Annotated in this window: 11 protein-coding genes and 1 tRNA gene; 2 read left to right on the top strand and 10 right to left on the bottom strand. The window is 39.9% G+C overall.

Annotated elements, in window-relative coordinates; translation table 11 throughout:
- The first annotated feature begins 16 nt into the window (after positions 1–16).
- Both N7931_RS11620 and N7931_RS11625 read left to right on the top strand, forming a co-directional pair.
- Positions 17–92: transfer RNA gene (locus tag N7931_RS11620), tRNA-Glu, on the top strand.
- Positions 93–189: 97 nt separating this feature from the next.
- A complete protein-coding gene (locus N7931_RS11625) occupies positions 190–762 on the top strand; it encodes a GspH/FimT family pseudopilin (protein WP_262794242.1) in 573 nt (190 codons plus the stop codon).
- On the opposite strand, the gene N7931_RS11630 is transcribed toward N7931_RS11625, so the two are convergent.
- From N7931_RS11630 to ileS, 10 genes are all read right to left on the bottom strand, one after another.
- Positions 759–1,058: a TapY2 family type IVa secretion system protein gene (locus N7931_RS11630; RefSeq protein ID WP_262794244.1), complete on the bottom strand. Its 300-nt coding sequence runs from the start codon at positions 1,056–1,058 to the stop codon at positions 759–761. The two genes, N7931_RS11625 and N7931_RS11630, sit on opposite strands and share 4 nt — an antisense overlap.
- Positions 1,059–1,141: 83 nt before the next feature.
- Positions 1,142–1,579 carry a type IV pilin protein gene (locus N7931_RS11635; protein WP_316250580.1) on the bottom strand — a complete coding sequence of 146 codons (438 nt, stop codon included), beginning with the start codon at positions 1,577–1,579 and terminating at the stop codon, positions 1,142–1,144.
- Entirely contained in the window at positions 1,576–5,283 is a 3,708-nt protein-coding gene (locus N7931_RS11645; RefSeq protein WP_262794246.1) for a pilus assembly protein, read from the bottom strand. Before N7931_RS11645 ends, N7931_RS11635 begins: the two co-directional genes overlap by 4 nt.
- A 1-nt stretch (position 5,284) precedes the next feature.
- On the bottom strand, positions 5,285–5,764 hold the full coding sequence (locus N7931_RS11650) for a pilus assembly PilX N-terminal domain-containing protein (RefSeq protein ID WP_262794248.1): 480 nt from the start codon (positions 5,762–5,764) through the stop codon (positions 5,285–5,287).
- Positions 5,752–6,786: a PilW family protein gene (locus N7931_RS11655; RefSeq protein ID WP_262794250.1), complete on the bottom strand. Its 1,035-nt coding sequence runs from the start codon at positions 6,784–6,786 to the stop codon at positions 5,752–5,754. Before N7931_RS11655 ends, N7931_RS11650 begins: the two co-directional genes overlap by 13 nt.
- 13 nt (positions 6,787–6,799) lie before the next feature.
- The gene (gene pilV, locus N7931_RS11660) at positions 6,800–7,384 is read right to left on the bottom strand and encodes a type IV pilus modification protein PilV (protein ID WP_262794251.1); all 585 of its coding nucleotides are present in this window, start codon (positions 7,382–7,384) and stop codon (positions 6,800–6,802) included.
- 272 nt (positions 7,385–7,656) lie between these two features.
- Entirely contained in the window at positions 7,657–8,586 is a 930-nt protein-coding gene (gene ispH / locus N7931_RS11665; protein ID WP_262794253.1) for a 4-hydroxy-3-methylbut-2-enyl diphosphate reductase, read from the bottom strand.
- Between the two features lie 16 nt (positions 8,587–8,602).
- On the bottom strand, positions 8,603–9,037 hold the full coding sequence (gene fkpB / locus N7931_RS11670) for an FKBP-type peptidyl-prolyl cis-trans isomerase (RefSeq protein WP_262794255.1): 435 nt from the start codon (positions 9,035–9,037) through the stop codon (positions 8,603–8,605).
- Positions 9,037–9,543, bottom strand: a complete 507-nt coding sequence (gene lspA, locus N7931_RS11675) for a signal peptidase II (protein ID WP_262794257.1) — start codon at positions 9,541–9,543, stop codon at positions 9,037–9,039. The genes fkpB and lspA overlap by 1 nt, the downstream gene beginning before the upstream one ends.
- Positions 9,543–12,374: an isoleucine--tRNA ligase gene (ileS, locus tag N7931_RS11680; protein ID WP_262794258.1), complete on the bottom strand. Its 2,832-nt coding sequence runs from the start codon at positions 12,372–12,374 to the stop codon at positions 9,543–9,545. The genes lspA and ileS overlap by 1 nt, the downstream gene beginning before the upstream one ends.
- Positions 12,375–12,386: the final 12 nt, after the last annotated feature.

Raw genomic sequence — 12,386 nt, forward strand, 5'->3', positions numbered from 1 at the left:
CGGTTAGTTCCTATGTGTCCCGTTCGTCTAGAGGCCTAGGACACCGCCCTTTCACGGCGGTAACAGGGGTTCGAATCCCCTACGGGATGCCATTTTATTATTTCCTCTCTTGGTTATTACTCTACCTTACTGGTAATTTTTCTGCTTTCACCCATACTCTTTATTACCCATTTTAAATTGTTATTCTTTATGTGCCGTGTTTGCCGTATGCAGGGTTTTAGTTTATTAGAACTGATTATTGCTTCTGCGCTTATTATTGTTACTTTAACTTTTGGCATTCCCAGTTTACACGGTGCATTAATTCAAAACCGTATCAATAATCAAATTTATAATCTATCTAAAGATTTATTACTGGCCCGTAATCATGCCATTCAGTATGAAACTCAGGTTGTGTTATGCCATTTAAGTAGCAGCAATATTTGTGACGGTGAATGGGGGTTAGGTTACAGTGTGTTTTTAGACCGAAACCGAGACAATGTGTATCAACCCAATGATGATCAATTGTTACTGCTCAGAGATTACCAAAACGCCAACGACTTAATTGACTTTAATGGTCACGATAATATTCGGTACGATTTTGACGGCAGGCTCAATAGCATTAGTGGTACTTTTAAATTTTGCCCTGCAATTGAAGATGATGAAGCTTATTCCAGAGCTATTATTATTAGTTTAAGTGGCCGGTTTAGAGTATCTCAGGATATAGATAATGACGGTAAAGATGAACTTGCCGGAAACAATGATCATATTAGTTGCCGCAGTTAAAAAGGTGTATTGTTGTCTAATTGTCGAGCCTGATCTGATTGAAACTGACGGTTAAACAAAACACACTCCGCTATTTTGCTAACCATTAGCTTTTGTTTTCCATCTGGCGCAAAAATACCTTGATTAAGCATAGTTTGTTTAGCTTGCTCAACTGTACTGTTTGGTTTTACTTTAAGTAATACAATTTTATTTTGCTGATTAGCCAGCTCTACATAACATTTGTACTCGTCTGCCCAAGATGGCTGAATTGACCAGCTTAAACAGATAGAGGCAATTAACCAGTGAATCAATTTCACATTATTTCTCCTTTAATTGCGCCTTATTAGGCTTTATTACGCTAACTAAACAAGCATAAAAACTATCTTTTATATAACTTAACCTAATACCAACAGTCTTGGGTTGAATCGTTGCCTGTTTTATCAGTTGCAAACTTTTGCCCTAAATGATTAATGCTCATAGTTTTGCAATTAGGATCATTATCTGTCTGTTGCGCATTTGCCGTCGCTTGTAACAAATAACCCAGTGTTAAATCGGTATCTTCATCTGCCACGACATCTATCGAATATAACCCATTTTCAATAACGTATGGATCAGCATTTAAACCCAACTTGCGCATATCACTTGTATAGGTAAATTGATCGGCAAAATAACTTTCTTGCCGGTTAATCATTCTAACCAGTTCCCGCATTGCATCACTACGGTAACTTTGAGCGTAATAAGTCTGATAACTGGGGATCGCCACTATAACTAAAATACCAATAATCGCGACTGTCACCATTAACTCAATTAAACTAAACCCATTTAATAATTTTTTCATTCTTGCTCGGTAACCCTTTGGTACAACATATAAGTTTTTAAACCAAAATCTAAATTACAATTTTCATCCTCACAATTAATACTTGGCTCACCTGACGACCCTTTTGCTTTAATCACACCGGTGCCGTCTTCTCCTTCACCAACTCCAATAAAAGACAACAAACTTTCACCGGCTTCATTTTCCCCAGCATACGTAACTGGCGTATCAGGAATACGGTTACCAATATCTTTTTCACGCCAACTATATATCTGCGTCCCATAAGTTAAATCCATTGCATATAAGCGGCCTGTTCCGGCTTTAATTTCACACGTATTAGATAAGATGGCCGATGCTGGCGGTGTATAAGATGTAAAATAAGCCACGCCCCCAATCACTCTGGCTGAAGATAATGACTTTTCTCCGCTTCTGGTTAAGTTAATAAACCAACCTTTTTTTTGTGATAAACCGTTTAAAATCAGATCATTTACTTCAGCTTGAGTGCTGGCATTGGTAAAAGGATCATCTGTCATATCATACAAGTCATCTTCACTGATTCCGCTCCACGCGGGGGCGGTTGAAAATGATTGAGTCAGTACATTACGATCTTGGATTAAATATAATTTATCATTGATTTGAGTATTATTTGGCCAAGCTCGGTTTCCGCTCCCCAATAAAATGCCTTCATAGGGAATTTCTTTAGAAACCACAACGGAACTCGATTCTTCGCCTTCAAGACTAACTAATTTTTTTTCTTTAAAAAATGTACGAACAATGGTTGGCTCATTAAAAAATTTACGTTTATCTGCTGCGGCACTCGCTGAAACTGAAGCTAATTTGTAACTTGTCCAATTGCTTGGGTCTGAACTATATAAGTCCATCCGCCATACATTTCCGCCTAAATCGCTGGCATACAAGCGATCAACATACCCATCAAAATCTGAATCAAGTGTTGCTATTTTGGCAGGCATTGCATCTTGAATATCCACATAAGTATTTCTAGATAAAGTTGAACTGGGGGTAAAACTCCATAAACGATTACCGGTTTGAGCATCTATAATATATAGCCCTCTGCCAACTAAAGTTGTCCCGCTCGAATCACTATCATTGACATATCCGCCGCCGAAAATAAGTACAGGATTACCCGCGGTATGACCCGCTAATTTTATAAACGAAACGTTAGGTTGAGACCAAGTTTGCCCTAATGTTGGAAACTCTGAACTTTCACCCTGAATAGTCCACATCATACTCGGCGCATTTGGCTGCGATACATCGAACGCAAAATATTCGTTGCCACCGCGTCGCATACCGCTAAATAACCAAACTTTATCACCATCCGCGCTACTAATTTGGCCGTTGCTGTCTTTAATATAGGCAACAGCAGATGAATCCATGCCATACACTTTAGCACTGCCACTTTGATTATTTTTTAATAAATTTAAATTTGGAAATAACGATTTTGGAATAAAAGCCCAATCTTCAACTATGCTAGCGCCTTGATCATTAAACATGTGCAAAAAACCTGCATTGGTGCCAACAACAATCCGTAAATCTTGCTCAGCTTCAGATGCACCACCATAATTTAAAACTAAAGGTTTAGAGTGCAGCGGATCACCAAATACATCGGAGCGGGTTGTTGTTGCACTATTATTATCTTCATTAAATACATCGTCTCCCCTAGCCCAATTAATTAAATCCGCTTGTTCAGCATCATTACTAACCCCTAATATTTCAGCCAAATTATCGACCTGAGAAGATAAATTATCGTCCGTAAAATCGGATAAATTCCCTCCGGGAGCAGTATTGGTATAAATAGTTCTGCTGCTGGCGGATTGGCTTGCAAGGTACTCAGCAACCCCGCCTTTATTCACATCATTTCCATCCGCACAATTGAGTTCTCCGTTAGCACACTGCTCTGTTGCTCCCCAAAATGTAAATGTAGAACTGGTAATGTTGCCGTTAGTATCAATTGCAAATTGGCCATTGGCATCTATAATTGCATTGGCTTCAACTTTTAATTTTTTTAAGTTCCCCGGCCAACGTGGCCCACTTTCAGGGTAAAACATCGAGTAATAAACACTGTTTAAGCTTCGGGTTTGATCAAAGTTATTAGAAGCGACAGAAGGTGAAGTAAAAGATGCACTTTCCTCAATTATACTAATTAATGCCTTTTGCAACGAAGCTGCGAGCTCATTAGGATCTGTCGCAGCATAATAAGCACCACCACCTTGCTCTGCGGCTACTCTGAGGATAGGTTCTGCATCTACAGCACCTGTACCAAAACCTATAGTATAGGTAACCACATGCTGGTTACCGTCAAGATTTGAGTTAACATCGTTATTTAACATCCAGTGTGACAAAACAGGTAAATAGCTGCCATTAACTCTCAATCTGGTATTGGCTCTTGGCAAACCTCTGATCGCATCATTCGCATTGTCATCGACAGTGGGTGCACCGTCAGTAATTAAAATCACATAACTTTCGTTACGACAATTATTACTAAAAGGTGAAATATACTGTCCGCTATTTTCTGCTGATGTATCTTTTAAAGGCCGGATAACGGTTCTTGGTGATCCAGTCCCATTTTCATTACCATATTTAACTGAACGCCCGGCAAAATATCGGTAAGCTTCATATAAGGTTTCACATAACGGGGTATTAGTTTCAGCCTGAATTTCGTCAATTGTATTAAGTAATATATTGGTTTGAGACGAGTCTCTTGGCTGAATCGCCGATACAATTCGCCCACCATCATTACTACCTTCATATCGGTAGTTGTAATTAAACAAAGCCAAACCAAAATCAACATTAGAGGTTGCATTAATCACTGACGAAATGGCTTGTTTTGCAATTTCTAACCGGCTTTTAGTTTCACTGCCAACATCCTCAGTATTCGCTGTCAGCCAGTTCAGATAATTGCCGGTATACAAAGTCACCATAGCAACATCAGCAAAATTAGCTTTTATGCCCTGATAGCTTTCATCTGCTTCAATATTGGCTGGATCAGCAACCAAATAATGCGTTTTATTTTCGCGAGCAGAGCCACTTCCTACTGAATATCCATTAACAGGCAAGCCATTACCTACACTTGTACCACTGCCATTTTGAGCGCCAAACTCACCGGGGTTATTTTGATCTACTTCTAATATATCTCCTAGGCAATCCATGATATCGGTAGCATTCATCCCATTGTTTAACCTTAAACTCTGCCAAGTTTGTCGGTTTCGGCCACTGGAATAGTATTCAGCTACCCGGTCAGAATAAAATCCTTGTCCACCCTCAATTAACTCATAGTCATCGTAACTCAAGCCTGATTGTTCAATTTGCAACCCCGTTAATTGATTGCCTGTTATGTTATGTCGCCATAACCCATAAAGCGGAATAAAAGATTGATTACAAGCGTTAATTAACTCATTAAATCTGCGCTCATCATCCGGCTCTGGCACTTGCTCTAGTCCAGTGGCGCCTACTGAAAAAAATACAGCTCGGTCATTAGCACCATTGGTATAATGTCCCGGATAAATTTGGGTTGGATCATAGCTGGCTTTTATGGTTTCACTGCTTGCCATACTGCCTGAGTTATCAAAAATAATCAGCACCTGTGGCGCACTTCCAACCCTGTCTGAAATGCTTCGCACATATAACTCAATATCTTCAGCGTACGTTAAGCCACTAACTAAACTTAATAATAACAAGGCATAATTGACGATTCGGAAGTTTAGCTTCATGTTAACTATCTCCGGGAATTTGGCTGGCGACGGAGGTCACAATTTCGGTTTTAGCTTGTTTATTTTGACCATATTTATGTTCAACTTTAATCTCAAACCGGTTGCAGCGAATATAAGAGTCACTTGCCTGAGCTCGTTTAAAATGAGGACAGTTAGTAGAGTCTGCAACATTAGATTGCGCTGATGCCGTTAAGTCAGTTCCGGTTAATGCGACAGAATCAATATCATTATTGAGTGAAAGAGGGTTACGCCCACCAAATGCAACATCTGAATTCTGTGCTTTATTAATAAATTCATTTACTCCGCCCAAAGCCATATTAGTCGATGTTTTTTTTAATACCGCGGCATTCGACATTTTGGTATCCAGCGAGCTGTTATACATTAAAGTGACGGCCAAGCTAGTTAATAAAGCCATTAAGACGATTGCAACAACTAAAGCAGCACCAGTTTGGTTATGTTTAGTTGAGTTTAACTGCGCCATACCTTCTCTCCGCTATTTAAAATCTTGACTGTCTGGGTAAATAACAAACGTCGATAATTGTCATTAACTTCAACTTGATAACTGCCTAAATCGTATTGATTTGTATTATTTACGCCTGCACTTGGCTGTAATGCTCTAATCAAAATAGCGACTCTGACAGCAACAATTTGACCACCATCTTGCTCCCAATGTGCTCTGGTCAAATTAGCAGCCGATTCATAAAAATTAACGGCACCGTCTAAATCTGTATCAACTCCATACAAAAAACCTAGGTGTTCAACCCCTTCTACTAAACTCGCAACTCGCATTCTCGCCTGATGCGTTAATGCATCATCCGCCTTATACAAATATTTACGCTTTAATACTGGAACTAAGATATCACCGCGAGACTCTTCGGTAACATAATATAAATGATGCTGATATTCACAAATAAGCCCTTCAGCTAATGCAGGAGTTGGATCTGAACCTGCGTAAAAAATGCCCTGATTTGCATTAGAAATAAAATAAATCCGCCTGCTATCCTCGCTTCCAGCAACCACTTCTTGTCCAATTGCACGTTTAATCTGGATACTGTCAGAACCCGTTTTAGCATCTGTAATACATCCCGCATAAATAGAGCTGGATTGCACCTTCATTCCCCATAAATGGCGAAAATAAAAATCGCTATCTTCAATAAAAAAAGTACCGTTATTTTCCCCTTCACCAATGCAATCTGTACCAGATACAGCCAGCGTATTACCATCGACCTGATCTAACCTGACTGAGCCAGATTCAGCCCCACTAATTAAATGGATAGGCTTGCCACTATAACGCCCCCAATAGCCACTCATCATGATATCCTGCGCAATAAATGACAGTGCCAGCCGCCCATTTTCCTGCATTTCACCTCTTTGTAGCGCATCATCCAAAGTATCGTCTGAGGCAATGAATAATCCAATGACACCACTAAATACAAGTAGGCTAATTGCCATTACTATCATTAACTCAGTTAGTGAAAAACCTTGTATTTGTTTTAATTTCATTTGTAATCACTCATTATAGATAGCTTGTATAAACAACCTGACGCCGTTGATTACTGGCTTGTCCACAGCCCTGAGCAAAAGCCGAGTTCAGATTAGCAGCATCTTCGGTGCTATCACGTGACAACCAACTAACGACTACAGTAACCAGCCCGTTGTTATACTCAACACACCCAGTTGGTTTTAATAAAACCGGGGTTTTATATACTTCGCTGTGATTAATTTGTCCTTTACTTAATAATAAATGCCACTGTTGTTTATCGTAGCCAGCCAGTTCAGCCGAGGTACAAGTCGATGAATTATCACATGCAACTGGAGTGGTTATTGTAAAATCAGCAGTGCCATATTGAGTCCCTTGATAATTCACGACTTGCGTGGGGTTAAGGCGAATTCTTTCCAACATATCATGGGCGATAATCATAGCGCTCGATCTTTGCCCTGCATCGACACTATCGCGTTTAGCAGTCGCTTGGGTTGCAATTGCTCCAGCAATACCTATTGCCATCACGGCCATAGCCACCAATAGCTCGACCAGCGAAAACCCTTTTACAAAATTAAAATAAACTGCTGAATGATAAGAGTGTTTGCCCTGATAAATCATTTAAACCAACCATATTAATTAAATAACCCAAACGCTAAATGAGCGATTAAAAGCCGGAATCAACTATAAAAGTCATTAAATGAATAAAAGAAGGCTGAAATTAAATAATAAAAAATTGTATTTAAAATCAAATGAGTGATAACAAAGAAATGAATATTCTTTTGATAAATATGAGCTCATTACAGCCTCTCAAAATTCTCCAATTAAATCAGTATAAGTGAAGAATGAGAGACTGCAAAAAATCGCTCAGAAAAGAAACAAGCTTAATTGATTTATCTAAGCTCTAAAGGTAAAGAAAACACAACGTTTTCTTCAATGCCCGGATTTTCCTGTACTGCTACGCCGCCTAATTCTTTTAGCTTAGCAATCACTTGCTTAACTAAAACCTCAGGAGCTGAAGCACCAGCAGTAACTCCCACTGAGTTTGCCTGTTCAAGCCAAACTGCTTGAATATCTTCTGCGGTATCAATTAAATAAGCGGTACAACCTACTTTTTCTGCTAATTCGCGCAAACGATTCGAATTTGAACTATTTTTAGCGCCAACCACAAATACAACATCATTTTTAGCTGCTAATTCACGAACAGCATCTTGTCGGTTTTGAGTTGCATAACAAATATCATCTTTGCGTGGTCCACCAATGTTCGGAAACTTGGCTCGCAGCGCATCAATTACATCCGCAGTATCATCAACGGATAATGTCGTTTGTGAGCAATAATATAGGTTATCTTCATCTTTAACGGTTAACTTAGCAACATCATCGGCTGATTCAACCAAATAAATTCCACCTTCAGGGTTAGAATACTGCCCCATAGTGCCTTCTACTTCTGGGTGCCCATGATGACCAATTAAAATGCACTCAACGCCTTTACGGCTAGCCCTGGTGACTTCCATGTGTACTTTAGTCACAAGTGGACAGGTTGCATCAAAAATTTTAAGCCCACGTGCTTTGGCTTGCTGTCGGACTGCTTGAGATACGCCATGTGCACTAAAAATAACTATGCTGTCGTCAGGGATCTCATCTAATTCATCAACAAATACTGCGCCGCGCTGACGCAAACCATCTACAACATATTTGTTATGCACCACTTCATGACGAACATAAATAGGCTTTTCAAACAGCTCAAGTGCTCGTTCAACTATGCTGATAGCACGATCAACACCGGCACAAAAACCTCTGGGATTGGCAAGCTGAATTTGCATATTCCACCTGTAAAAATTAATTAACTGAGATTATCTCAACCTCAAATTCAAGATTCAAACCAGCTAATGGGTGATTAAAATCAACCGTTACCGAGTTGCCCGCAACGTCACGCACAATACCTGCAATCTCTTGCCCGTCTGGTTGGGTAAAAGCAATGATCTCACCCACACTAGCAGGTACATCTGCTGAAAATTTATTTTTGTCTAAATGATAAATATTATCTGGATTCGGCAGCCCAAAAGCATCTTCTGGTTTTAGCTTAAAAGTTTTATTATCACCTGCTTTTAAACCTAATAAACAAGACTCAAAATTTTCAGTTAACGAGCCATCGCCCATTACAAATTTAGCCGGCTTATTATGTACTTTTGTACTCTCAGCAGCAGAGCCATCTTCTAAACGAATAGCAAAATGCATAACAACTTCACTGCCTGAATTAATTAAATTACTCATTATGATTTACTTTTTTCCGATTTATCTGAATTAAGTAAAGAGTCGATTAAAATCAGTGCGGCGCCAATCATAATGCCCATATCAGCAACATTAAAAGCTGGCCATCTGCCATATAAAGGAATAGTAAAGTCTAAAAAATCAATAACATAACCATACGCAATGCGATCATACAAATTGCCAATCGCACCACCTAAAATACAGTTAAATCCAGTGACTAACACCACTTTACTTTTATCCGTTTTACTTAACCAATATGAAATCAGCACCACGGCAATAATAGCAATCGCAGTAAAAAACCACCGTTGCCAGCCACCACTGTCAGCTAAAAAGCTAAAAGCGGCACCATGATTACGCACATAAGTTAAATTAAAAAAGTCCGTAATCACTTTACTATCATATAAAGCAAAGTGCTGGATAACTGCAATTTTGGTTGCCTGATCAATAATTAATACCAAAAGTGCAAGCCAGATATAAGCCAGCCCAGTTTCTTTAAATAACTTCTTCATTAGGCAAACTGGCGAACTTCACCAGCCCCATCAATATTGGTCACACAACGCCCACAAATGGTTTCATGGTTTTGATGCTGACCTACATCGTCTCTATGATGCCAGCAGCGGTCACATTTAGCACCACCAGCACGGCTAATTTTAATTTTTAAGCCAGCTAATTCAGTTTCAGCACTGTCAGCTGGTGCATCCGCTAATGGCGCAACAACTGCTTTAGAGGTAATTAAAGCAAATCTTAATTCATCCTCTAACAACATCAGTTTTTGTGCTAACTGTGGTTCAGCATATAAAGTTACTTCGGCTTCTAAAGACGCACCAACCACCTCTTCACGGCGTGCAACTTCAATTAAACGGTTTACTTCATCTTTAACCGACATTAACTGACGCCATAAATCATCGTTAAATTCAGAACCTTCAGATAACGGTGCTAACTGCTCAAACCAAGTTTGGGTAAATACAAATTCATTGTCTTTTTCACCCGGTAGCGCCTGCCAGATTTCCTGCGCAGTAAAACTTAAAATTGGAGCCATCCAACGGGTTAATGCCTGAGCAATTAAATATAAAGCGGTTTGACATGAGCGACGAGCATTACTGTCAGCTTTTGCTGTGTATTGTCTGTCTTTAATTACATCCAGATAAAAACTACCCATATCAATTGAGCAGAAATGCATTAGTTTTTGCACAACTACTAATATTTGATATTCATCGTAAGCGCCAATAATTTCTTGCTGGACTTCATAAGCTTTTGCAACTGCCCAGCGGTCTAACTTAACCATTTCATCCAACGCAACCATATCGGTTTGAGGATTAAAGCCATTTAAGTTAGCCAATAAAAAGCGAGCGGTATTGCGAATACGGCGATAAGCATCTGCCGAACGCTTAAAAATTTCATCCGATACTGTGATATCCGCAGTATAGTTAGCCGATGCTATCCACAAGCGTAAAATGTCAGCACCAAATTTACCCATAATCTGTTGCGGGCTAATGGTATTACCTAACGACTTAGACATTTTTTTGCCGTCTTTATCAACCGTAAAACCATGAGTTAAAACTTGTTGATAAGGCGCTTGTTCTTTCATTGCGATGCCTGTCATTAATGACGACATAAACCAGCCTCTGTGCTGATCAGAACCTTCAAGGTATAAATCAGCCTGCTTTTTGCGGAAGGTATCACGTGCATCAACCACACAAGCATGAGTCACACCAGAGTCAAACCACACATCTAAAGTATCTGGTACTTTAATGTATCGCTCAGCATCCGCGCCAACTAGCTCTTCGGCTGTCATATCAAACCAAGCTTGAATGCCTTTTTCTTCAACCGCTGCAGCCACTTTTTCAATAATTTCAACTGAATTAGGGTGCAACTCGCCAGTATCTTTATCAATTAACAAAGCAATTGGCACACCCCAAGTACGCTGACGAGAAATACACCAGTCTGGACGACCTTCAACCATGTTAGAGATACGGCCTTCACCCCATGCTGGGATAAATTTAGTTTGTTTAATGGCAGCTAAAGAGTCGGCTCTTAACCCTGCTTTATCCATTGCGATAAACCATTGCGGAGTCGCTCGGAAAATGATTGGGGTTTTATGGCGCCAGCAATGCGGATAACTATGCTCATAAGCATGGTGATGAACCAACGCACCTTGTTCTTTTAAAAGCCCTACAATAACCGGATTTGCTTTCATAACATGCTGACCAGCAAATAATGGGGTGCCTTCTAAATAAACCCCATTTGCGCCAACCGGATTCGCGACTTCTAAATCGTATTGTTTGCCAACGACAAAGTCATCTTGACCATGGCCCGGTGCAGTATGTACACAACCCGTACCAGACTCTGTTGTAACATGCTCACCTAAAATAACCGGAACAGTAAAATCATAAAACGGATGTTGAGCTTGGGCATGCTCTAACTCACTGCCTTTACAACAACCAAGTAAATGGTAATGCTCAAAACCAAAACGGTCCATCGCCGATTTAACGAGCTCTGATGCTAAAATTAAACGTTCACTTTTATCACCATTTTCAACCTGAACTAAGCTATATTCCACATTTGGATGAATCGCAACCGCACGGTTTGCCGGTAATGTCCACGGCGTGGTTGTCCAAATAACGGTTGAAATAGGGCCTGTACCAGCTTTACCTTCAGGGTGGTCAAATTTATCTGCAATTGACTCATCGACCAAAGTGAAACGCACATCTATTGCTGGTGATTGTTTATCTTTATATTCAACTTCTGCTTCTGCTAAAGCTGAGCCACAATCTGTACACCAATGAACCGGCTTAAAGCCTTTTTCTAAATGGCCATTTTTAACAATTTTACCCAGTGAGCGGATAATATTCGCTTCAAACTGATAATCCATTGTTAAATAAGGCTTATCCCACTCACCCATCACACCTAAACGGATAAAGTCAGCTTTCTGACCTTCAACCTGTTTGCTGGCATAGGCGCGGCATTTTTCACGAAATTCAGCAGCACTGACCTTATGGCCTGGCTTGCCTACTTTTTTCTCAACCTGCAGTTCAATTGGTAAACCATGGCAATCCCAACCCGGAACATAAGGCGCATCAAAACCTGACAATGTTTTAGATTTGATAATAATATCTTTTAGCACTTTGTTAACTGCGTGACCTAAATGAATGTCGCCGTTGGCATACGGAGGGCCATCATGCAAAATAAATTGCTCATTGTTTTCACGGGCTTTACGAACTGCTTGGTATAAACCCGCTTTTTGCCAGCTTTCCAGCATTTTAGGTTCACGTTTGGCAAGATCGCCACGCATTGGAAATTCAGTTTCCGGAAGATTTAGCGTATGTTTATATTCACTCATTGCCTTGCTGTA

Source organism: Catenovulum sp. 2E275 (assembly GCF_025515275.1).
In the GTDB taxonomy this organism is placed as follows: Bacteria; Pseudomonadota; Gammaproteobacteria; order Enterobacterales; family Alteromonadaceae; genus Catenovulum.

What these genes read in the sequence shown, in the direction of transcription:
- N7931_RS11625 (WP_262794242.1), top strand. Translation starts at nt 190, where the DNA reads ATGTGCCGTGTTTGCCGTATGCAGGGTTTTAGTTTATTAGAACTGATT.
- pilV (WP_262794251.1), bottom strand. Translation starts at nt 7,384, where the DNA reads ATGATTTATCAGGGCAAACACTCTTATCATTCAGCAGTTTATTTTAAT.
- N7931_RS11655 (WP_262794250.1), bottom strand. Translation starts at nt 6,786, where the DNA reads ATGAAATTAAAACAAATACAAGGTTTTTCACTAACTGAGTTAATGATA.
- N7931_RS11645 (WP_262794246.1), bottom strand. Translation starts at nt 5,283, where the DNA reads ATGAAGCTAAACTTCCGAATCGTCAATTATGCCTTGTTATTATTAAGT.
- N7931_RS11635 (WP_316250580.1), bottom strand. Translation starts at nt 1,579, where the DNA reads ATGAAAAAATTATTAAATGGGTTTAGTTTAATTGAGTTAATGGTGACA.
- fkpB (WP_262794255.1), bottom strand. Translation starts at nt 9,037, where the DNA reads ATGAGTAATTTAATTAATTCAGGCAGTGAAGTTGTTATGCATTTTGCT.
- ileS (WP_262794258.1), bottom strand. Translation starts at nt 12,374, where the DNA reads ATGAGTGAATATAAACATACGCTAAATCTTCCGGAAACTGAATTTCCA.
- lspA (WP_262794257.1), bottom strand. Translation starts at nt 9,543, where the DNA reads ATGAAGAAGTTATTTAAAGAAACTGGGCTGGCTTATATCTGGCTTGCA.
- ispH (WP_262794253.1), bottom strand. Translation starts at nt 8,586, where the DNA reads ATGCAAATTCAGCTTGCCAATCCCAGAGGTTTTTGTGCCGGTGTTGAT.
- N7931_RS11650 (WP_262794248.1), bottom strand. Translation starts at nt 5,764, where the DNA reads ATGGCGCAGTTAAACTCAACTAAACATAACCAAACTGGTGCTGCTTTA.